22 protein-coding genes and 2 tRNA genes are annotated in these 20666 nt (G+C 44.9%); 17 read left to right on the top strand and 7 right to left on the bottom strand.

Annotated elements, in window-relative coordinates; translation table 11 throughout:
* Positions 1-351: 351 nt before the first annotated feature.
* Positions 352-1215 (bottom strand): hypothetical protein, encoded by an 864-nt coding sequence (locus tag C7Y66_RS08675; RefSeq protein WP_146149757.1) that lies wholly within the window; start codon positions 1213-1215, stop codon positions 352-354.
* Between the two features lie 904 nt (positions 1216-2119).
* On the opposite strand from C7Y66_RS08675, the gene C7Y66_RS08665 reads away from it, so the two are divergent.
* The 3 genes from C7Y66_RS08665 to C7Y66_RS08655 all read left to right on the top strand — a co-directional run bounded on the left by C7Y66_RS08665 (position 2120) and on the right by C7Y66_RS08655 (position 3599).
* Positions 2120-2193: transfer RNA gene (locus tag C7Y66_RS08665), tRNA-Val, on the top strand.
* A 216-nt stretch (positions 2194-2409) separates the two neighbouring features.
* Complete coding sequence (locus tag C7Y66_RS33330) at positions 2410-2766, top strand: group II intron maturase-specific domain-containing protein (protein WP_106545260.1); 357 nt, start codon at positions 2410-2412, stop codon at positions 2764-2766.
* Positions 2767-2864: 98 nt separating this feature from the next.
* A complete protein-coding gene (locus tag C7Y66_RS08655; protein ID WP_106545259.1) occupies positions 2865-3599 on the top strand; it encodes a COG4280 domain-containing protein in 735 nt (244 codons plus the stop codon).
* 301 nt (positions 3600-3900) lie between these two features.
* On the opposite strand, the gene C7Y66_RS08650 is transcribed toward C7Y66_RS08655, so the two are convergent.
* A complete protein-coding gene (locus C7Y66_RS08650; RefSeq protein WP_106545258.1) occupies positions 3901-4629 on the bottom strand; it encodes a GDSL-type esterase/lipase family protein in 729 nt (242 codons plus the stop codon).
* 193 nt (positions 4630-4822) lie between these two features.
* Between C7Y66_RS08650 and C7Y66_RS08645 the strand changes: the two genes are divergently transcribed.
* The 8 genes from C7Y66_RS08645 to C7Y66_RS08615 all read left to right on the top strand — a co-directional run bounded on the left by C7Y66_RS08645 (position 4823) and on the right by C7Y66_RS08615 (position 12187).
* Positions 4823-5626: a M48 family metallopeptidase gene (locus C7Y66_RS08645; protein ID WP_106545257.1), complete on the top strand. Its 804-nt coding sequence runs from the start codon at positions 4823-4825 to the stop codon at positions 5624-5626.
* Positions 5627-5711: 85 nt separating this feature from the next.
* On the top strand, positions 5712-7331 hold the full coding sequence (locus C7Y66_RS08640) for an alpha-amylase family protein (protein WP_106545256.1): 1620 nt from the start codon (positions 5712-5714) through the stop codon (positions 7329-7331).
* A gap of 53 nt (positions 7332-7384) precedes the next feature.
* Positions 7385-8185 carry a response regulator transcription factor gene (locus C7Y66_RS08635; protein WP_233222589.1) on the top strand — a complete coding sequence of 267 codons (801 nt, stop codon included), beginning with the start codon at positions 7385-7387 and terminating at the stop codon, positions 8183-8185.
* Positions 8182-8733 carry an acyltransferase gene (locus C7Y66_RS08630; protein WP_233222588.1) on the top strand — a complete coding sequence of 184 codons (552 nt, stop codon included), beginning with the start codon at positions 8182-8184 and terminating at the stop codon, positions 8731-8733. Before C7Y66_RS08635 ends, C7Y66_RS08630 begins: the two co-directional genes overlap by 4 nt.
* A gap of 69 nt (positions 8734-8802) precedes the next feature.
* Entirely contained in the window at positions 8803-9012 is a 210-nt protein-coding gene (locus C7Y66_RS31675) for a hypothetical protein (protein ID WP_199197318.1), read from the top strand.
* The gene (locus tag C7Y66_RS08625) at positions 8991-10346 is read left to right on the top strand and encodes an FtsX-like permease family protein (protein ID WP_199197323.1); all 1356 of its coding nucleotides are present in this window, start codon (positions 8991-8993) and stop codon (positions 10344-10346) included. The genes C7Y66_RS31675 and C7Y66_RS08625 overlap by 22 nt, the downstream gene beginning before the upstream one ends.
* Positions 10347-10442: 96 nt before the next feature.
* A complete protein-coding gene (locus tag C7Y66_RS08620; RefSeq protein WP_106545254.1) occupies positions 10443-11408 on the top strand; it encodes a TIGR03885 family FMN-dependent LLM class oxidoreductase in 966 nt (321 codons plus the stop codon).
* Positions 11409-11554: 146 nt separating this feature from the next.
* Positions 11555-12187 carry a GUN4 domain-containing protein gene (locus C7Y66_RS08615; RefSeq protein ID WP_233222587.1) on the top strand — a complete coding sequence of 211 codons (633 nt, stop codon included), beginning with the start codon at positions 11555-11557 and terminating at the stop codon, positions 12185-12187.
* On the opposite strand, the gene C7Y66_RS31670 is transcribed toward C7Y66_RS08615, so the two are convergent.
* A complete protein-coding gene (locus tag C7Y66_RS31670) occupies positions 12184-12333 on the bottom strand; it encodes a hypothetical protein (RefSeq protein ID WP_181245547.1) in 150 nt (49 codons plus the stop codon). The two genes, C7Y66_RS08615 and C7Y66_RS31670, sit on opposite strands and share 4 nt — an antisense overlap.
* 273 nt (positions 12334-12606) lie before the next feature.
* Positions 12607-12846: a hypothetical protein gene (locus C7Y66_RS08610; protein WP_106545252.1), complete on the bottom strand. Its 240-nt coding sequence runs from the start codon at positions 12844-12846 to the stop codon at positions 12607-12609.
* A gap of 279 nt (positions 12847-13125) precedes the next feature.
* On the opposite strand from C7Y66_RS08610, the gene glpK reads away from it, so the two are divergent.
* The 3 genes from glpK (at position 13126) to C7Y66_RS08595 (ending at position 15852) form a co-directional block, all read left to right on the top strand.
* Positions 13126-14640 (top strand): glycerol kinase GlpK, encoded by a 1515-nt coding sequence (gene glpK / locus C7Y66_RS08605; protein WP_199197317.1) that lies wholly within the window; start codon positions 13126-13128, stop codon positions 14638-14640.
* A gap of 90 nt (positions 14641-14730) precedes the next feature.
* Complete coding sequence (locus C7Y66_RS08600) at positions 14731-15087, top strand: DOPA 4,5-dioxygenase family protein (protein ID WP_106545250.1); 357 nt, start codon at positions 14731-14733, stop codon at positions 15085-15087.
* 111 nt (positions 15088-15198) lie between these two features.
* Positions 15199-15852, top strand: coding sequence for a cadmium resistance transporter (locus C7Y66_RS08595; RefSeq protein WP_106545249.1), 654 nt, complete (start codon positions 15199-15201; stop codon positions 15850-15852).
* A 21-nt stretch (positions 15853-15873) separates the two neighbouring features.
* On the opposite strand, the gene pyrE is transcribed toward C7Y66_RS08595, so the two are convergent.
* Positions 15874-16449 carry an orotate phosphoribosyltransferase gene (gene pyrE / locus C7Y66_RS08590; protein WP_015152980.1) on the bottom strand — a complete coding sequence of 192 codons (576 nt, stop codon included), beginning with the start codon at positions 16447-16449 and terminating at the stop codon, positions 15874-15876.
* Positions 16450-16655: 206 nt separating this feature from the next.
* On the opposite strand from pyrE, the gene C7Y66_RS08585 reads away from it, so the two are divergent.
* On the top strand, positions 16656-17021 hold the full coding sequence (locus C7Y66_RS08585; protein ID WP_106545248.1) for a hypothetical protein: 366 nt from the start codon (positions 16656-16658) through the stop codon (positions 17019-17021).
* Positions 17022-17303: 282 nt separating this feature from the next.
* Here the strand turns inward: C7Y66_RS08585 and C7Y66_RS08580 are convergent.
* Positions 17304-17376: transfer RNA gene (locus C7Y66_RS08580), tRNA-Ile, on the bottom strand.
* 146 nt (positions 17377-17522) lie between these two features.
* On the opposite strand from C7Y66_RS08580, the gene C7Y66_RS08575 reads away from it, so the two are divergent.
* Complete coding sequence (locus C7Y66_RS08575; protein WP_015152982.1) at positions 17523-18245, top strand: hypothetical protein; 723 nt, start codon at positions 17523-17525, stop codon at positions 18243-18245.
* A 116-nt stretch (positions 18246-18361) separates the two neighbouring features.
* Positions 18362-19759: a hemolysin family protein gene (locus C7Y66_RS08570; RefSeq protein ID WP_106545247.1), complete on the top strand. Its 1398-nt coding sequence runs from the start codon at positions 18362-18364 to the stop codon at positions 19757-19759.
* A 128-nt stretch (positions 19760-19887) separates the two neighbouring features.
* Here the strand turns inward: C7Y66_RS08570 and queC are convergent, their stop codons facing one another.
* On the bottom strand, positions 19888-20577 hold the full coding sequence (gene queC / locus C7Y66_RS08565; RefSeq protein ID WP_015152984.1) for a 7-cyano-7-deazaguanine synthase QueC: 690 nt from the start codon (positions 20575-20577) through the stop codon (positions 19888-19890).
* Positions 20578-20666: the final 89 nt, after the last annotated feature.

Raw genomic sequence — 20666 nt, 5'->3', positions numbered from 1 at the left:
CTCTTTCCTGACTTACTCGATTTCTACTATGTCAAGAGGATTGGAAGATAGTGAATAGCCTTCCCATCAGAATGCCTCGATTCGTAGTCTCTTGTCTTCATACAAGTGGAATAGTCAATGACAGAACTCATAAGCGCACTGCTTAAGTAAGATTAATTTACTACTATCAACAGGAGGAATTTTAGGATTGTTATTACCTATAGATAGTCGGATAAATAATTGAGCAGCAAGAAAGTTCAAGTTGGAAGAATTGCCAGCAATATATTCTGTATTCAAATATTCCCGATCTCATGTATCTTTTATATCTTCGTTCTGGACGTGAAGTTAAGTATGGTTGCATAAAAGTAGAGACTATTTTGAAGTCAGCTGGCTAGAGTTCAACAACAAAGAGTCATCCCGATCGCCTAACACTCCGTAGTCGTTGATAGAGAAATGTATCGCTAAAATCAGCCGATCTCCCTTCGTTGGTGGCAATCCTTTGTGAACGCAAAATGGATCTTCCACAAAGCCAAACCCCGCCGGACCACAAATTGTCACAATCCTAGAAGTACCGTAGTAATCAATCACATCTTGCTCGGAACGCAACCGCCACAAGCTGAGAAGATAGGCAAGTTTTTTCTGACGATGACTGCCACGAATACATACATGCGGTCCATTAGCTAAGGTAGTGTCACTTAAGTAGAAGTAAAATCTAAGACAACGGTAATCTTCAAGGTCGTGATGAAACACTTGCCCAATCGCAGCCGTAGATTCATAAATTGCTGCTGTTGGGGGAAAACTCCACCACAGCCAACTACCAGCATGAACCGATTCTACTTTTAAATATTTCGCAGCAATATTTAATAGCTTTGGGTCGCGAGCCAGTTTCTCAATTGCTGGACATAGCAAGCTGGCATTGTAATATTTCCCTAGTCGAAAAGATTGACCGTATGAACTCTGCGCCGCTAGCCTTTCTTGATAAGCAAAACTCAAGCGTAAATTCCCGTCTCCGTAGCAATTATTACGCTCTGCAAACTCACAGATTTCTCTCACCCAGCTATCTGGTAGATGAATCCCCAAGTACAATCCGTCAGCGATTAAAGATTTAACTACTTCATCAGTATTGAGGTGACTAAACACCGAATCCTTTTCCTCGTAGACTTTAGCGGTTCGTTGACGCTGATAGTAATTTAACATCATGATTTGGATCGAGCTAAAGCGACCAAATACATACATAAATAACCATTGCGGAGTTCTAGATAAATACTTTTTGAGTACGCCAATATAGTAGTAGCTACAGCTTTTTAGTCGAGTTATTAGCAGCAGATTTTGCTCGCACATCAGCACTTTGCTCACACCTAAAATTAGTATTTGGCAGAAAGTCAAAATCAAGCGATCGAACGCAGAATATCACAAGTGTCAGCTAACATTAGTTTCCCCCTTTACAATTCACATATTAAGGCATTGCCAAACGATGATGAAAAAATCTAGTTGAGTATAGCAGCAATTTACTGCTCCGAGAATCTTGACAGAGCCGGACAAAAATTACATAAATTCTTAAGACATTCTCATTCAGATTTTCTGTAAAAGTAACTCGATTCGGGTCGATGAGTGGGAGAAAAAGTCTTGGTAATTATCTTCATCTGCGTATGCGGCTAGTCCAGAAAGAACTCAAACCATGATAGCTAAACTTGCACTCCTATCACTACTAATAGAGATATATAGCAATCCTATTTGATTCATGAACGTGGAGCAGGTTTCTAGCCTGCCGCAGGCTAGAAGCCTACTTTACAAATCATTTAGAACTACTATAGGCGAGCAAGTATGACTTCCTACATTTTTACTTTCGGCTTATTCTCAACTGATACTAAAAACTTGTCAATTCAGAAGTAATCTCACGCTCTGTCAATCCCAAAAAGTTCAGGAAAGTGTAGGAGTTAACTATCGTTCTGATACTATACCGCTGTTGCAATATCCCGTTTATTGTTATAGTCTCCACCAGGGATTGGGTTAAAGCTGTATCGCTTGCCTCCAAAGCTGAACTTAAGCTGTATCGAGCCGTTATGGTTAATAGGTTTTATTTCTCTCATGTGTCCCAAAGGTGTCTCATATGTTATCCTTAGAAAAGTCAAAATCACACGGACGTATAGCTCAGTTGGTTAGAGCGCTACGTTGACATCGTAGAGGTCACTGGTTCGAATCCAGTTACGTCCATACACTGAAACCCTTCCTACATCAGCCTTTAATACTTACACAAGGTTGATCTCAGTCACATTGCCATTCTCAATAAACACTTCCAAAGTGGTCTGTTAAGCATAGATAATAGTTAATTTCAGCCCTTGGTAGAAGGGCAATAAAGGTTTGACTGTGAAAGTTACTACACAAGCACAGAACCACTAATGAAAACCTCCCGTCTCTATCATCAACTGCATGACCTGCTGGGTCAATCAATGGAATGGGCAGATCGAAGGCATTTGCAAACACTGCTGTGGATGGGGAAGCGGAGTTGTTTGTAGCGAATGCATTAGTGTACCGAAATGGAGAGTGTATGTTCATACTCGTGCGGTATTAGCTCAAAGTCATCAACGGCGTTTCAGTAAAAAGACAAGGTTCTACAAAAACTGCGGTAAATTAAGGAATGGAGAAAGGAAAAACAAAACAGCCAAACCTGAAAATGTCATCCGACACCTGAATCCTATACTTCGAGGATTTGCCAACTACTATCAAACGATGTGTAGCAAAAAAGTCTTCTCCTACATGAACTCAAAAATGAGAGAAGCTCTATGATTGTGGGCAAAAAGTTAAAAGTCAAAAAATAGGAGACAGAGAGGACAAGGAAGCAAAGGAGCAATTACCAAGTAGCAATTACCACTACTCATTAGAATATGAATTGGGAAATATTTCTAGGAAGTTTTGCCGGAGCTTTAATTGAGTTCGTTGAAATTTTGGGAGTCGCGATCGTTGTTGGTAGGGTGGCAGGTTGGCATAATGCGCTGCTGGGTACAATTGGCGGAATTAGTCTAACAGCGATCGCCTCCCTCGTTTTAGGCAGAAGTCTGACGCTCATTCCTCTCGATTTGCTCAAAATTGTCGCAGGAGGATTTTTAATCGCCTTTGGACAAAAATGGACGCGATCGGTGGTGCGATATTATGGTGGCATTCTCAAACCAAAAGATGACGAAGACGAACAGTTAAAGCAACAACTACAGACAGAAGTATCTTCGGGTTGGAATTGGTTGGCGATCGTCACAACTTTTAAGAGTGCGCTGCTAGAAACTTTGGAAGTTGCGATGGCGATTGTGGCGCTAGGCGTAGCGGCAGGAAAATGGTTAGATGCGATCGCAGGAGCGGGAACTGCGGGATTGGGATTGCTGGGATTTGCTTTTCTGCTGCGCCATCCCCTAACTCAAATTCCCGTGAAGCTAATGAAATTTTTTGCCGCCATGTTGTTGATGGGATTTGGCATTTACTGGTTAGGGGAAGGACTAGATTTCCACTGGTATACGGGTAACTTGGCAATGCTGTGGTTGCCTTTGGTTTGGAGTCTACTGATGGTTGCTGCGGCTTCAATTCTGCGCTGGCGGATGGGATTGCAGAAACAAGAAGAGGCGACCGGATAAATCTCACGCAAAGACGCAAAGACGCAAAGCAACCTTGGCGACTTTGCGTCTTTGCGCGATCGAAATCCATATCTGTACTATTTCGCTAACTTCTCAAAATCGTAAAGTAACCTTATCTTAGTTTTCTCTTAATGAGCTAGTAGGAGGATGAACAAGGGAATCCGTGCAGATGAAACACTTGTTACGTGCAGCCCAAGCTGAGTATGCCAAATTGGAGAAACCTTTAACTGATGCAGAAGTAGGTAGTTGGACTCGATCTGAAGTTTAGGTGAAGGTAGCATATTTACAATTAGTTTATCTGTTACATATATTTTTCTATAACATGCTTCCAAATCGAGTAAGCCTGACCGTTTAAATGCACTCCATCTAGCGTGTAACATTCCTTTAGTTGATGCTGTTCGTCTGAGAGATAAGAATATAAATCGATATAGGTGAGTGAATATTCTGTTGCTAGTTTTTGGAGAGCAGAATTTAAGTGTAAGAGCTCGCGATCGCTGACATGCAAACCAGATTTAGCCCGATTGATTGGCAAAACACTTTGAATGAAGATTTCAGTCTGAGGACTGCGATCGCATATCTCAACGATTATCTTTTGATAATCCACCAAAATTTCTACTGCCGATTGCTGGTAATGAATAAAATTGTTAATTCCAATCATTATGAAAATTTTGGCTGGCTGAGAACTCACAATGTCCTCAAGACGATTTAACACTCCCATAGTAGTATCGCCAGAGATGCCGCGATTTTTAACATGAGGATTTTCTAACAACTCAGACCATTCGCATTCATCAGTAATACTATCTCCCAAAAATACGATGTCTGAATTGGATATTGGTGCAAGTTGAAACTGGCTAACTCTTTGCAAGTAATAGACCGGATTGGCAACTTGAAGACGAAGGCGATCGCGGTTTCGAGCAAACCTTGAAAGTTTCGTTCGTAAATAAGAAACGCCTCCTTTTTTAGCGACAAATAATATTGCTAACGTTAAAGCCAGAGCATTTAAGCTAAGAGAAATAAATAAAGCGTTCATGGGTAGTTGGTAGTTGGTAGTTAGTGAGAGGGTTGTAGCTTTCTCACCACGCCTGAGCGCACCATGCCTGAGCGCACCACGCGCTTAAAACTCTATAAGTAGTAGGATGACACGCAGACAAGAAAACCACAAAATCTACAAATAGTGACAAAGAGGCGATCGTTAGTGATAAGTTGCTTGGAGGTTTGGTACGGTGGCTGTTTCTCCCAATTCACGCATGATTGCAATTTCTAAATTCGCTCGCCGTACTTGCCGTACTTGGTATTATCCAGTACTTGGTTCGATGGCTGCATTAAGTATAAGTGCAGGTAGCCCCGAAGTAGCTTTGTCGGTTCCGTGGGCAGAATTATTCCAGCAAGGAGCGCAAGTCGTCCAACTCTACAGGATTTCTGACCGAGATGAAGTAGAGTTAGGCAAGCAAATTAACCAACAACTCCTTAGCACTCAATTTCAACCCGTGCGCGATCGCGCCTTAAACGATAAAGTCAATCGCATCGGTCAAAAATTAGCTCAAACTAGCTCTCGTCCCGATATTCCCTATACCTTTCAAGTGGTAAAGGATAAAAGCATCAATGCTTTTGCCACCGCTGGGGGTTTTGTTTACGTAACCACAGGCTTACTAGAAGCTGTAGACAACGAAGCGCAACTCGCTGGCGTATTGGCACACGAAATCGGACATATTGCAGCGCGTCATACAGTAGAGCAAATGCGACAAACTGCGATCGCTCAAGGGTTAGCAAATGCAGCAGGAGTCGATCGCAACAAAGTCATAGCCTTGGGAGTTGAACTCGGCGTGCGCCGTCCGCGCAGCCGTCAAGCAGAATTTGAAGCAGATCGGCTGGGATTTGAGAATATGCAGCGAGCTGGCTACGATCGAAATCAAATGATTGCCTTTCTAGAAAAATTACGCAACCAATCCTCAGTACCAGCTTTTTTAAGTACCCACCCAGCCACCAGCGATCGCATTGCCAGACTCCAAGGCAATGAGGACGATTAACAGCGATCGGCGACCAGTGTAGAGACGTTACATGTAACGTCTCTACAAAGTAACGTCTCTACAAAGTTACCCATTACCCATTACCATGCAAAATCTTTGGTACAAAAACGCGATTGTCTATTCTCTCGATGTCGAGACATTTATGGACTCGGACGGCGATGGAGTAGGCGATTTTCCAGGACTGACCCAAAAACTAGATTATCTTGCAGGGCTGGGAATCACTTGTTTGTGGTTGTTACCATTTTATCCCTCGCCCAACCGCGATAACGGTTATGACGTAATGGATTATTACGGTGTCGATCCCCGGTTGGGGACGTTGGGCGATTTTGTCGAATTCATGCACAAGGCGCGGGAACGGGGAATTAGAGTTATAGTCGATCTTGTCGTCAACCATACATCGATCGCGCATCCTTGGTTTCAAGAGGCTAGGAGCGATCGCAACTCTAAATACCGCAACTACTACGTATGGTCGGATAATCCGCCGCCAGCTGACCCCAAGCAAATTGCTTTTCCCGATGTGGAAGATAGCCTTTGGGATTACGACGATAAAGCAGGAGCGTATTACTTACACCACTTTTACAAAGAACAGCCAGATTTAAATATCGCCAACCCAGCCGTGAGGGAAGAAATTTGTAAAATTATGGGCTTCTGGTTGGAATTAGGAGTCTCTGGCTTTCGGATTGATGCTGCACCTTTTTTAATTCAAGGAATTGGCATTCCAGACGCAAAGCCGGAAGATTTGGAAGGTTTCTTGATTGGAATGCGAGAGTTTCTTGTCTCGCGGCGAGCTGATGCTATTTTACTTGCTGAAGCTAATGTCGATGCCGACCAAATTGGGGTTTATTTTGGCAATGGCGACAAAATGCAGATGCTATTCAGTTTCCTGTTAAACCAGCATATGTTTTTGGCGCTGGCGCGGCAAGATGCGGCGACTCTGGTTGAGGGACTGAAGATATTACCCGACGCTCACCATAACTGTCAGTGGCTCAACTTCGTTCGCCACCATGACGAATTAACGCTCGATCGCCTGCAAGAATCTGAAATTCAGGAAATCTTTCAAGCTTTTGCTCCTGAAGAAAATATGCAGATGTGGGGGCGCGGAGTTCGGCGCAGGCTACCACCCATGCTAGAGGGCGATCGCCAGCAGGTAGAACTAGTCTACAGTCTGTTATTAACTCTACCTGGTACGCCAATGCTGCGTTATGGCGAAGAAATTGGCATGGGTGACGATCTCTCTTTAGAAGGTCGCGGCAGCGTTCGCACGGTAATGCAATGGTCAAGTAAAGCAAATGGTGGGTTCTCGTCTGCACCAGCAGACAAATTAGCGCGTCCGGCGATCGACCGAGGAGAATATGGCTACCAGAAACTCAACGTGACTTCCCAACAGCGCGACCCTAATTCAATTCTTAGCTGGATGGAACGAGCGATCCGCACCCGCAAACAATATCCAGAATTCGGTTCTGGTAAGTGGAAAATCGTCGCCACAAATGAACCAAGCGTATTTGCTCACAGTTCTCAGCAAAATGGAAATACAGTTATTGCCGTTCATAATCTATCAGCACAATCATGTAGTGTTAGCTTGAAATCGGCAGAATACCCGCATCTATTGGATGTATTTAGCGATCGCCCCTACGAACAGATGGATTGTCATTCTAACTCCATCGAAATCTCTGGCTACGGTTATCGTTGGTTTCAGGTAAATTAGAAAAATGACCGCAGGCGAGTTGCATCAATCGGAATCTAGATCTATCTACTCAGATGATGAATAACTCAGGTGCATCGAACAATCTAAAACCAAAGCATTTCCAGCCGGAACGGGGAGATGGTAGCAACCAAGCGATTCGAGTCTTGGTTGTAGACGACGAACAATCAATTATTGACTCGATCGAACTAGGTTTGCGCTACGAAGGGTTTGAAGTGCGATCGGTTCAACGTGGCTATGCAGCAATTGATGTAGCTAGCGCATGGTCGCCACAGCTTGTCATCTTAGATGGAAACTTGCCCGATCTAGATGGCTTTAATGTCTGTCGTCAAATCCGTCGGCAGAGTGATGTATTGATTATTCTGCTAACGGTGCGGGACGACTTAGCAGACAAGATCAAAGGCTTAGAATTGGGAGCTGACGATTATCTCACTAAACCCTTTCATTTTTCCGAATTGCTTGCCCGCATTCGTGCTGCATTACGGCGACATTTAACGCCAACGAGCAATATACTAACCGCAGGAGCGATCGCCCTGAATCCAGATACAAGAGAGGTATGGCGTGCTGACGTACCTGTCGAACTGACTCGTAAAGAGTTTAACCTGTTACACCTGCTAATGCAGCACCCCGATCGCGTTTTAGAGCGGCAAACAATTCTCGATCGCGTGTGGGGCTATGACTATTACGGTGACACAACGGTAATCGAAGTTTACATTAGCAATTTGCGAAACAAGCTAGACCGCGATCCACATGGTTTAATTCGGACTGTGCGCGGCATTGGCTATATGTTAAAAGTTCCGCCTGGAAAACATTCAGATGCAGTTGCCATTCATGCAAATAACCAAACCAACTTATGAAACTGCGCTGGAGATTAACGCTGAGTACTGTAGCGTTAGTTGCGCCTTTACTACTGTTCTTATTTACCCACGACCTTTATGTATTTCTGCACTATCGCAGTCAGCGCCCTTGCGGTCTGTGTGTCGGCAGCGATACAGGTATTTATATTGATTCTTTCTTCGATCTCGGACCCTGTGGCGAGGTGGAGATAGGCGATTACTGCACGATCGCCGGAGCAATTATTGCTACTAATAATCGCGTCACGATTGGCAATTTCACGCTGATTTCCCGCGAAGTGGTCATAGCAGATACTTTCGCTGCTGCGCCCGCTCTGATGACTGAAGGTGATGCAGCTGTACCACCCACCAGCATTGAAATTGGCAACGATGCTTGGATTGGGACGCGAGCAGTTTTGTTGCGGGGAGCTTGCATTGGCGACGGTGCGATCGTGGGTGCGGGTGCAGTCATCGATTTTGAAGTCCCTGCCTATGCGATCGCAGCTGGCAATCCAGCTCGCATTGTCCGTTCTAGCAAAACAGGAGGGAGCCATGTTTGGCAACAATCCTAAACTAGAAAAATTCTTTCATCACAACTGTTAGTATGGCTGCGCCAGCAAGCCATACTAACAGTTGTCGGAGTGGGCGCTTGGCAATCCAATCTCATCCTGAATCGCGAGGAACCCGTAGCAGTCCGCCTGTCTGAAGTTAAGCGCGGAACTGTAGAATCTACCATCAGTGAAAGCGGTGTAGTAGAACTGCGCGACCAGCGAATCCTGACTTCCCCAACAGAGGGAGCGGTAGATCGAGTTTACAACCTGGCAATCGCATCAAGGCTGGACAGACGCTAATTACTCTGCGCTACCCAGAACGAGAAACTGCCCTCGCTAATCAGGAAGTCAAAATTCAGCAACAGCGACGGATTTTACAGCGCCATCAACAGGAAATTGTGGAAGCGAAAGAACAAATTGCTGCCGATGAAATAAAACTGCGTCCTTTGGTGGCTGGAGCGAGAGAGGGGGCGATCGCACGAGAACAAGTCTACGAGCAACAAGATAAACTCCGCGAGACACGGGCTACTTTGCGCGATGCCCAAGCAGATGCACGGACGGCTGCTTTGGAACTAGAAGCATTCCAACTAGAACGCAAACGCATTCAGCAAGAAGTGCGAGACTCGATCGTGACTGCACCGATTGACGGTGTTGTGTTGGGAGTCAACGTGAAAAACGGCGACGGGGTTGAATTCCGCACAAATTTACTCACAATTGGCGATCCGAGGCAAGTGTTGGTAAAACTTCAGCTTTCCACCCTGAACGCAACTCAAGTCCGTCCTCACCAATTGGCTCGCGTTAGCGTTATCAGTCCCGATCGCCAGACATTTACAGGTCGAATTCAAAGCCTGTATCCGCAAGCAATTGGGGAGGAGGAAGAGGAACAAAGCTCAGGCGGCGGTTCCAAGCAATCGAATCAATCGAGTAGCTCAGATCGGCCAGCCGTCCCATCGATCGTCCTGTTGGATACTCCCACTCGTACGCTGATTCCAGGCAGCCGCGTCAATGTCGAAATCTTGCTCCAACAGCGGCAAAATGTCATCGTCTTACCGACTGAAATCGTGCAACGCGACGACGATGATGATTCTGAACCGTTTGTTTGGGTGCGAGATAGTCAAGGCAACGCTCAAAAACGCCCAGTGAAGTTGGGTTTAGAAGGATTGACATTAGAACAACGCTATCCTGGTTTCAGTTTTTGGGCTTGGAATAATGTAGACGACCTAATCCAGCAGCAACAAACTCTGGAACTGGCAACGCGAGGGCTGATGGTAGTGGGAGCGATCGCCCTATTGGTAGGAGGTGTGGGCATTGCTAATATTACAATTGCTTCCGTGACCGAACGCACGTCTGAAATTGGCATTCGTCGAGCCGTAGGAGCTACCCAACGCGAAATCGCGCTCCAATTCGTTTTAGAGGCAGCATTGCTCAGTCTAGCAAGCGGTACGGTAGCTTTAGTAGTCGTGCATGTTGTTGCGCTCAACGTTGCCGATGCGTTCGATTTACCCTATGAATTTGAAGGCAGAATCGCTGCACTGGCTTTGGGTTCCGCCTTGGTAGTCGGTGTGGGAGCCGGATTTCCCCCAGCACTTCGCGCTAGCCAACTCGACCCCGTACAAGCTTTGCGCTCGCAGTAAATATATCTCCAAGTTTTAACCAGGGGGGGAGTACAAGAAATCTCACTGGCGCTAAATTGCGATCGGATTCATCTACTCGAAGCTCCTACTCCCGAAATGACAAAAATCGGCTATCACTCTTCCCACGAACAATTCAAGCCCAGTGAATTGTTGCAATACGTGCAAATGGCTCAACAAGCAGGCTTCACTCATGCTCTTTCCTCCGATCACTTTCACCCCTGGAGCGAACAGCAGGGTCAAAGCGGTTTTGCTTGGTCTTGGTTGGGTGCAGCGATGCAAGCGACTCCCGGATTGAATTATCGCGTGGTCTGCGCTCCAGGGCAGCGATACCATCCGGCAATTATCGCTCAGGCGGCGGCTACTTTGGCGGAAATGTTTCCTCAACGTTTTTGGATAACTGTAGGTAGCGGTCAAGCGCTCAATGAGGCTATTACAGGCGATAAGTGGTTGTGTAAAAGCGATCGCAATACTCGCTTGAAAGAATGCGTCGATATTATGCGTGCTTTGTGGCGCGGAGACACCGTGACTCATAAAGGTTTAGTCTGCGTTGAGGAGGCAAAACTTTATTCGCGTCCCGAAACCCCACCCTTAATTATCGGTGCTGCTGTCACGGCTCAAACTGCTGAGTGGCTGGGAAGTTGGGCAGATGGGTTAATTACAATCTCTCGTCCGCCAGAGAAACTCAAGCAAGTTGTCGATGCTTTTCGTCGGGGTGGTGGAGCAGGCAAGCCCATGCTATTGAAAGTTCAACTATCATACGATCGCAATGAAGATATAGCAAGGCAAAAAGCCCATCAACAGTGGCGTAATAATATTTTCAAAAATATTCTCATGACCGAACTGCGATCGCCCCAGCAATTTGATGCAGCCGGAGAGTTTGTCAAACCGGAAGAAATGAACGAACACGTCCGCATCTCTGCCGACCCGCAGCAACATATAGAATGGTTGCAGCAAGATGTAGAGTTGGGATTTGATGAATTGCTGCTACACAACGTCAACCGCGAACAGCAACAATTTATTCAGGTTTTTGGCGAGAAAGTGTTACCAGTGCTTGGTAATTAAATTTATTTATAAACCATCACTTTTAGCTTTAAATTTTTGCCGATCTATAGAAAGATATAGAAAACCCAGCTGACTGCCCTAGCAACCCTGAATGGTTCATCACAACTGTCATTCGTCACTAGTTGTATCCCAATGACAAATGACAAATGACAAATGACAACCTAATTGTGAGGTTTTCCATGTCTAGTGAAATTAAAGAATCGGAAGCGATCGCCCGTTTAGCAATAATGGAAGCACAACTCCAGCAGATGACTCAAATGCTATCAAATTTGAGCGCTCGCCTAGCTCGGTCGGAAGACAATTTTCTGCTAGTGGCTGATGTCTACCGCTACAAAAAGCTGCAAGAATTGCTATCTGCTGGAAATTTCCATGCAGCGGACTGGGAAACGATTCGCCTCATTCAAGCTGTGACGGGAGAGTTAGAACTAGAATCCATTACCCCGGAACAAATTAGAAGTTTTCCCTGTAACGAACTACAAGTCATCGATAATCTGTGGCGTAAATATAGTAACGGTCGCTTTGGCTTTAGTATCCAAACACAAATTTATCAAAGTATTGGCGGCTCTATAGAAACCACAATCAACCAAGATTATCAAATTATCGAGTCTTTTGGCGATCGCGTGGGCTGGCGATCGAATCGTAAATGGCTCAAATGCGACGATCTAGACTATACCCTCACAGCACCCATTGGTTGCCATCCCTCCCGCTGGTGGAATTCTCCTTTCGGCGCGAAAATGACCAACTATTTTTTCAATCGGTTAATCACCTGCCAGCTTTAACCGTGTTTTCTCATGCCTTTGGACAAATAAGCTAACAAGAATACAGCGATCCCAGCCATCCCCAAGTACGAGTAGGATGTAGCGAACGTTGCTGCTGTACCAATTGCCAGCAAGCCGATTAAGCTAAATTTTAGTTTAGGTGGCATACTTCAGCAAGTCAAAAGTTAAAAGTTAAAAGTCAAAATTATGAAACTCTCGATGCGATCGCGCTTTGAGATCGAGATCGATCTTACTAAGCTATCTCATATTTATAACGAAGGCAGAGGGCAGAAGGAAAAAACTTTTTAGACAAAAGTTACAATCTGCTGTAACGTCTCGATCTTTCCACACCTTGCCATAACTTGTATGATTCAACGCGATCGAAACGCTTGCCATTATCAGCCTTAGACATTTTTGACTTTCGGCTTTTGACTTTTGGCTTACTCTGTCTCTCGATCTCTTTCTGCCTTGAGTTGGCGGACGCACTCTTGTCCGAACCCGACAGCTAAACCTACACTAGCACCAACCAAAACATATCTATTTTGCATTCCTTCATAATGTTTCCCCTCAAATCTCAACTGATTAAAGTCACGTTGACCAATTCTCGCCGCAGCTAAACCAATGACTGCTCCGATCGCAGCAGTTACTACAGATGAAAATATAATTGCTCTGAGGTTCATGGCAGAGTGGTAGTTGGTAGTTGGTAGTTGGTAGTTGAGTGGTGTGTAACAACTGATAACTGATAACTTTGTACAGACGTTACATGTAACGTCTCTACACTGATAACTGATACTCGTATTTTGTCAAGATCGCTGCATGTCATGCCAAAAAGTGACAAAATAATTCATAAATTAGAATTTGTCATTTGACAATTGATGTACGGGCGGGTTTTGGGCAAAGATCGAGCGTGACAAACCGTAAATCTGTTGCTAAACCTGCCCCTACGATAACTGATAACGATGCAATACATTTTGGGATTAGATCTAGGCACGACAGGGAATCGAGCAATTTTGTTCGATGCTGAAGGTGCGATCGCTGGTCAAGCCTATAAAGAACTGAGGCAATATTATCCTCAACCTGGCTATTTAGAACACGATCCTGAAGAGATTTGGCAAGATACTTACACTTGTATACAACAAATTCTCAAACATACAGGTATTTCAGCAAATGCGATCGCGGCAATTGGTTTGTCAGTACAGCGAGAAACCTGTTTGTTGTGGGATAAGACAACAGGTAAACCCTTGCATAAAGCAATTGTCTGGCAAGATCGGCGTACCGCGTCTATGTGTCGGCAATTACAAGCAAAAGGACAAGCAAAGACAATTCAAGCACGGACTGGATTGATTGTCGATGCCTACTTTTCGGCAACTAAATTCGCGTGGTTGCTCGATTGGGTACGGGATAAAAATATAAATATAAATCTAGATAATATTCTGGCTGGGACGATCGACACTTGGATCTTATGGAAATTAACGGGTGGCAAGGTTCATGCTACTGACCATAGTAATGCCAGCCGCACGATGTTGATGAATTTAGCGCAGGGAAATTGGGACTCGCAACTCCTCGATTTATTTCAGATTCCCGATCGCATCATGCCGCAAATTCAGCCTAGTTTGGGCATGTTTGGCGAAACCGATCCGCAACTACTGGGGGAAGCAATTCCGATCGCAGCGGTATTTGGCGATCAACAGGCGGCGCTATTTGCCCACGGGTGCGATCGCCCTGGTATGGTGAAATGTACGTATGGGACGGGATGTTTTTTAATCGCCCATACAGGTGAAGAACTGACGCGATCGCATCACCAGTTATTGTCAACTGTTGCCTGGACGCAAGTTTTAGCAAACGGAAAAACGGCGACGAGTTACGCTTTAGAAGCAGCTATGTTTACCACAGGTGCTTGCATTCAGTGGTTGCGAGATGGCTTGAAGCTGATCGATTCAGCTGCCGAAACCGAACACCTGGCGCGTCAAGTTACAGATAATAACGGTGTTTACTTCGTCCCAGCATTAAGTGGATTGGGTGCGCCTCGGTGGGATATGAGCGCTAGGGGTGCTTTTCTGGGAATTACAGGCGGCGTACAGCGCGAACACATGGTGAGAGCCGTTTTAGAAGCGATCGCTTATCAGGTAAAAGAGGCGATCGAGGCGATGAATCGAGATTCTAGCAAAGCGATTGAAGTCTTGAAAGTTGATGGAGGTGCTTGTCAAAATGACTTTTTAATGCAGTTCCAAGCCGATGCACTCGGAATTCCGATCGAGCGTCCAGTTGTTTTAGAAGCAACGGCTCAAGGTGCAGCCTTTGGTGCTGGATTGGCGATCGGTTATTGGACTGATTATCAAAAATTGTGTCGCAGTCGGAAAATCGACCGAATTTTTGAGCCAGGAACGGGGGCAATTCAAGCACAAGAAAATTTTCACACTTGGCTTAAAGCTGTTAACCGCGCTCAGCATTGGGTTGATGAATCTCATCTCTGAGTTTATGCTCTGATTTGCTGTTGCGATCTTTGAGCGATCCCAGTTCTTGATTTGTCAAACTAGTATTAAGTATGAGTGGAGCGAAAAGCGATGCTAGAAGATACAAAGGAGATAGCAGATTTTCACGCTCATGTCTATTACGATCGCCAAAGTCGCGAAGTAGCAGCGCGTGTACGTGAAGAATTGAATACAAAATTCGACGTGAGGCTTGGGCGCTGGCATGACAATCCGATTGGTCCCCATCCCAAACCTATGTATCAAGTTGCCTTTTTACCAGAACAATTTGGTGCGATTGTTTTCTGGTTAATGTTGCATCGTCAAGGATTAGATATTTTAGTCCATCCAACAACAGGTAACGATGTTGCCGACCATACAAACCATGCCCTTTGGTTAGGAGACAAGTTAGAGCTAAATATAGAGTTTCTTAGAGCCATTAAAACGACTTAATTTCAAGGAAAAATACAAATTTCAGAATACAGATGAACTCAAAATAGTCATATTATATCAATTTTATATGCTGACATCTGCCTGTTTTAAATTAAACGAATTTGACTGGTAATGAGTAGAATTGGCATTGCTTTTGCAGAAGGTTTAATCGCCTTTATTGCTACAAATATTGATGATATTATTGTCTTGCTACTCTTTTTCTCTCAAATAAATGCTAATTTTCGTCGTCGGCATATCGTTATCGGTCAGTATCTAGGTTTTACAACTATTGTTTTGGCTAGCTTACCAGGTTTCTTTGGTGGTTTAATTGTACCGCGAGAATGGATTGGTTTACTAGGACTCTTGCCAATAATAATTGGGTTTAAGCAATTAGTAAATCGCAAAATAGAAACCGTACAAGTACAAACAGTAACCAGCTTTGAAAATTCTAGTTATCGTAATCCCACATTTTCTTTCCTTTTAAGTCTTCTGAACCCTCATACTTATAAAGTTGCAGCAGTAACAGTTGCTAATGGTGGCGATAATATTAGTATCTATATTCCGTTATTTGCTGGTAGTCAACTTGCTAGTTTAAGTATAATTCTTGCTGTATTTTTTCTGATGGTAGGAGTTTGGTGTGCGATCGCCTATTTATTAACTTGCCACCCCACCATTGCCAATATTTTAAGTCGCTACGGTCAACCGATAGTTCCTTTCATATTGATTGGCTTAGGTTTATTTATTCTGTATGAAAGAGGCACGTTCGGGCTAATATTTTCAGCTTGAACTTACAATATTTCAGCAATTTTAAGAATTCATTTGCTGATATCGTGCTTGAAGCTCCTCAATGGAAAATAATGTCCGAAACTTCAATCCTTTCGCTGCATATAACTCAGCACCACCTTGCTTTCTATCTACCAACGATATAACTTCCTCAACTTTATACCCCGCCTCTCGCAATCTTTCAACTGCTTTCATTGCCGATTGTCCAGTCGTGACAACATCTTCTAGAACCACAACCAAAGCACCATCTGGTAATACTGGACCTTCAATATACGCTCTCGTACCATGTCCTTTAGTTTCTTTACGAATAATCAAAGCTGGAATGGGACGATTTTCAATCGCAGAAACCACACTCACGGCACTAACAATGGGATCGGCTCCCAGTGTCAATCCTGCCACTGCTTGCGTGTCTGGTGGTAGCAGAGATAATAACAAACGACCGATCGCCAAAGCACCTTGAGGGTGTAACGTAACTAATTTGCCATTAATGTAATAAGAACTGCGTTGACCAGAAGACAGGACAAAATCACCCTCTTTGTAGGCAAGTTGACAAAGTAGATCGAGTAGTTCTTGGCGTAGTGCAGTTAAATCGGTTGTCATAATTTGAGGGAGCAGGGAGCAGGGAATAGGAAGCAGGGGGGAGAAGAGAGCTGAGCGAGCAATTCTAGTCACTAGTCACCAGCCACTAGTCAGTCTCTACTAATAACTGATAACCGATCGCTAATTGATAAAACGGGGAAGAATAGGCTAAGACTGATGCAACAGTTCAGTATAAGTCAAAATTGCAACAGTATAGAGGACATTCTATGCCCATCAAGTTCAACCGCTTCAGTGGTATTCTACTCGCGATCGCTGCTGTCGCTGGATTTCAGGCTAGCGCGAGCGCCCAACCAAGCAACCGTACTCTTGCCGATCGCTTTGAGCAAGCGATGTTCACTAGCGGTCGTGATTTCTTCCAAAATCGTTCTTTCGGACGACAATTTGATTGGCTGTTGGGAACAAACGGATTTCCCGACAACGAGATTAATCGAGATGCGAAACGGACTGATGACCTGTACCGCACTGCACTAGAGCAGCAAGTCTCTAGCGATCCGGTCATCCGCACGCGAGATCTGCCCAATCCATACAGAACTTCAGTTTTGGAGTCTAAGAAGTCTAGTAATCCAAAGTAATTTGCCAGTCGGGAATCAATACTTCTTGGTTAGAATTCGATCCCTCCAACCTCCCTTTTTAAGGGAGGCTAAAGACAGCTTCATTTCCCTCTTGTCAAGGGGGATTAAGGGGGATTTTCCAAAGGCTGTGCAATCATAACCGAGAAGTATTGAGTCGGGAATAGGGGAGCGCTCTAAATTCCCACAAGCAATCATAGATTCTGTAGCGATCGCCGCTCATTACCAGTAGCCAGTCTGGTAATTTCTGCTTGGTAATTTTTGCTGAGTATTGACTCTTAGAAATCCAGGGTGCAGGAGTTGAACCTGCCTAAGGCGAATTATGAGTTCGCTGCCTCAACCGCTCGGCCAACCCTGGCGGAGTTTATATTGTAACTTAGATTGTCAAGGCAAATTGTTTAGTCTCAATACTTAATATCGCCACAAGACAAATAGTACATAATTTACATAACCGCAATGATATAACTAGCTCATTCGTTAGCAAACAACTGGTGTAAGGAGTCAATGCTCTGGATTAAGCGAGCATCATTAAGAAAAGTCAATTCAACCGTCGCCCTGACGTTGATCTTGTTGCTTCTGATGTTGATCGGGGGTTATATAAGTGCAATCTGGGGATATGCGATCGGACATGAAGCGATTGAAGGCGTAAATCAACCCGATTCTCGTCCCGCCGGGAAAATTGGATTTCGCAAAAATAAGTCTCAACAGCAGCAAGGCGTGGTGATGCTCAAAGAAGCCGATGTCTTAGCTGCCGTAAAAGCTAGAATTGACGGCAAAGGAAAAAAAGCCAAGCCGGAGAAGCCGTTAATTGAAAATCCGCAGAACGACAAGCGATCGTCTACAAAATCAAAGTTGGTGGCTGAGAGCGAGTCCCCTCAGCCTGGATTTCCAATGATTTCTAAAACCGAAGGAGTGTCCTTAGAAATTGCATCTGCACGATTTTCTGGCGGGGCATTACAGTTGAAGATGAACTTTAAAAACGAAGGAGATAGAACCATCAGGTTTCTATCTAGCTTTTTAGATGTAACCAACGAACGAGGACAGACACTCAGCGCCAACACGGAAGGCTTTCCTGAAGAATTACCAGCTAACGGCAAAACTGTTGCCAGCACGCTCAGTATCTCCACTGCTCTGCTCGACAACGTACAGAAAATTTCTTTACATCTGACCGATTATCCCGAACAGCGATTGCAGTTACAAATGTTAAATATTCCTGTAGTTAGGTAAATAACGGGACAAGGGGACAGGAGAGAAGTCAAAATTCAAAATTCAAAATTCAAAATTCAAAACTTTCCAACTCCCTACTCCCTGCTCCCAGCTCGTCCCTGCTCCCTCCACCAAAGATGAGTGCTTTCCCTCCCCTGAATTGGGCAGATATTTGGCTCAGATTATTATCTGTGCTGTTGTTGATTGCCATTAATGCTTTTTTTGTCACGGCTGAGTTTTCCCTTGTTTCCGTGAGGCGATCGCGGATTTATCAGTTGGTAGAAGCGGGAGACTGGCAAGCGCTGACAGTACAATCGCTACAACGCAGTCTCGAGCGCGTCCTCTCTACTACCCAACTCGGGATCACTCTTTCCAGTCTTGCCTTGGGTTGGATTGGCGAGAGTACGATGGGCGTACTGGTTGCTGCTTGGTTAGAGCAGTTACCCCTACCTGCGGGAGAGCGGGCTTTTATTACCCATGCGATCTCCATTTCAGTTGCTTTTTTTCTAGTTGCCTACTTGCAAATCGTGCTGGGAGAATTGTGTCCCAAGTCAGTCGCGCTGCTCTACTCCGAGCAACTAGCGCGGTTATTGGGTTCACCCCTCAAGGCGATCGCCCGCATTTTTACGCCCTTTGTCTGGATTCTCAACCAATCCACGCGCTTTCTACTACGTTTAGTGGGTATTCGATACACGGGACAAGCTTGGAGACCACCAGTTACTCCCGAAGAGTTACAGCTGATTATTTCTACCGAGCGAGAATCGACTGGCTTAGAGGCAGAAGAACGAGCGTTACTGAATAATATTTTTGAATTCGGTACGGTCAAAGTTGGGGCAGTCATGGTACAGCGTCCGCAAATTATTGCTTTATCCATGAACGCCACGTTGCAAACTCTGTTGCAAGCAGTTGCAGCTACGGGACACTCTCGCTACCCCATTATTGGTAAATCGTTGGACGAAGTACGGGGCATTATTCACCTCAAAGACCTAGCAGAACCACTCGCTCTAGGAAAAATTTCCCTATCAACAGAAATTTATCCCTGGATGCGTCCTGCCCAATTTGTACCGGAACACACCTCATTGGGCGAACTTCTGCCCGTCATGCAGCAAAGCTTGAGACATTCCATTCGTGCGGAACGAGCCACGATTATAGTTGTCAACGAGTTTGGCGGAACCGTAGGACTAGTCACGTTACAAGATTTAATTGCTGAGATTATTGGCGATGCAGGGGCGATAGAAAGCACCGATGAGCTGTTGATCCAGAGTTTGGACGACAGAACATACTTGGTACAGGCACAAATGAACTTAGAAGACCTCAACAAGTTACTGAATTTAGATTTACCTCTGAGACAAGATTATCAGACCTTGGGAGGATTTATTTTGTATCAACTACAAGAAATCCCCGCCGTCGGCACAACCTTAAATTATCAAAACCTGGAATTTACTATCGTTTCTGTTGAAGGACCCCGCCTTGACGAGATTAAGATTCACCTTTTGCAAGGAGCAGAGAGCAGCGAGCAGGGGAAAGAGAGCTGAGGGAGCAGTTACCAATTCAAAATTCAAAATTCAAAATTCAAAATTACAACAAGCACCACTCACCATGCACCACGCACTACACCCTATACCCCACACTCCATTCTTCACTGGTCACTGATAACTGCTCCCTACTCCCTCCTATAAGGCAAAGGATCTTCCAGCCCTAGAGCAGCAAATGCAGCTAAACGCAGACGGCATGAGTCACAAACACCGCAGGCAAGTTCGTCGCCTGCGTAGCAAGACCAGGTTTTTTCCCAAGGTACGCCCAATCGATCGCCCAGTTGAATAATTTCGGTTTTTTTCAGCTGAATGAGAGGAGCAACAATTGCGATCGCGTTTCCTTCCCGCCCTTGTTTCGTACCTAGACGAAATACTTCTTGCATAGCTTGGATGTAATCGGGACGGCAATCGGGATAGCCGGAGTAATCGAGGGCATTTACGCCAATGTAAACGCGGCTGGCATTTAAAGTTTCAGCATAAGCCAGGGCAAAACTCAAAAAGATTGTATTGCGGGCTGGTACGTAGGTAACGGGTATATTTTGCGCCATTTCGTCGAGCGATCGCGCTTGGGGTAAATTGATGCTGCTATCAGTTAAAGCAGAACCGCCCCACTGCCGCAGATCGAAAGATATGAGTTTATGGTCTGCCACTTCTGCCGATCGCGCGATCGTCTTAGCTGCCTCTAATTCTCGGCGATGTCGCTGTTGATAATCAAAAGAAATCGCATAGCAATCATAGCCATCTGCCCGTGCCTGGTACAGCACCGTTGATGAGTCTAATCCCCCAGATAGCAAAATTACAGCTTTGTCATTTGTCATTTGTCATTCGTCATTTGTCATTCGTTATTGGTCATTGGTCGTTCGTCATTTGTATTTCTTCTCCCTTGTCCCCCTTGTCCCCCTTGTCC

The organism is Chroococcidiopsis sp. CCALA 051 (assembly GCF_003015105.1).
GTDB classification, from domain to species: Bacteria; Cyanobacteriota; Cyanobacteriia; order Cyanobacteriales; family Chroococcidiopsidaceae; genus Chroococcidiopsis; species Chroococcidiopsis thermalis.
This window is presented reverse-complemented; position numbering and strand designations above follow the sequence as displayed.

Bases quoted from the DNA above. Each gene is read 5' to 3' on its own strand.
- C7Y66_RS08675 (WP_146149757.1), bottom strand. From the start codon at position 1,215: ATGTATGTATTTGGTCGCTTTAGCTCGATCCAAATCATGATGTTAAAT.
- C7Y66_RS33330 (WP_106545260.1), top strand. From the start codon at position 2,410: ATGACCTGCTGGGTCAATCAATGGAATGGGCAGATCGAAGGCATTTGC.
- C7Y66_RS08655 (WP_106545259.1), top strand. From the start codon at position 2,865: ATGAATTGGGAAATATTTCTAGGAAGTTTTGCCGGAGCTTTAATTGAG.
- C7Y66_RS08650 (WP_106545258.1), bottom strand. From the start codon at position 4,629: ATGAACGCTTTATTTATTTCTCTTAGCTTAAATGCTCTGGCTTTAACG.
- C7Y66_RS08640 (WP_106545256.1), top strand. From the start codon at position 5,712: ATGCAAAATCTTTGGTACAAAAACGCGATTGTCTATTCTCTCGATGTC.
- C7Y66_RS08635 (WP_233222589.1), top strand. From the start codon at position 7,385: ATGATGAATAACTCAGGTGCATCGAACAATCTAAAACCAAAGCATTTC.
- C7Y66_RS08630 (WP_233222588.1), top strand. From the start codon at position 8,182: ATGAAACTGCGCTGGAGATTAACGCTGAGTACTGTAGCGTTAGTTGCG.
- C7Y66_RS08620 (WP_106545254.1), top strand. From the start codon at position 10,443: ATGACAAAAATCGGCTATCACTCTTCCCACGAACAATTCAAGCCCAGT.
- C7Y66_RS08615 (WP_233222587.1), top strand. From the start codon at position 11,555: ATGACAAATGACAACCTAATTGTGAGGTTTTCCATGTCTAGTGAAATT.
- C7Y66_RS31670 (WP_181245547.1), bottom strand. From the start codon at position 12,333: ATGCCACCTAAACTAAAATTTAGCTTAATCGGCTTGCTGGCAATTGGT.
- C7Y66_RS08610 (WP_106545252.1), bottom strand. From the start codon at position 12,846: ATGAACCTCAGAGCAATTATATTTTCATCTGTAGTAACTGCTGCGATC.
- glpK (WP_199197317.1), top strand. From the start codon at position 13,126: ATGCAATACATTTTGGGATTAGATCTAGGCACGACAGGGAATCGAGCA.
- C7Y66_RS08600 (WP_106545250.1), top strand. From the start codon at position 14,731: ATGCTAGAAGATACAAAGGAGATAGCAGATTTTCACGCTCATGTCTAT.
- C7Y66_RS08595 (WP_106545249.1), top strand. From the start codon at position 15,199: ATGAGTAGAATTGGCATTGCTTTTGCAGAAGGTTTAATCGCCTTTATT.
- pyrE (WP_015152980.1), bottom strand. From the start codon at position 16,449: ATGACAACCGATTTAACTGCACTACGCCAAGAACTACTCGATCTACTT.
- C7Y66_RS08585 (WP_106545248.1), top strand. From the start codon at position 16,656: ATGCCCATCAAGTTCAACCGCTTCAGTGGTATTCTACTCGCGATCGCT.
- C7Y66_RS08575 (WP_015152982.1), top strand. From the start codon at position 17,523: ATGCTCTGGATTAAGCGAGCATCATTAAGAAAAGTCAATTCAACCGTC.
- C7Y66_RS08570 (WP_106545247.1), top strand. From the start codon at position 18,362: ATGAGTGCTTTCCCTCCCCTGAATTGGGCAGATATTTGGCTCAGATTA.
- queC (WP_015152984.1), bottom strand. From the start codon at position 20,577: ATGACAAATGACAAAGCTGTAATTTTGCTATCTGGGGGATTAGACTCA.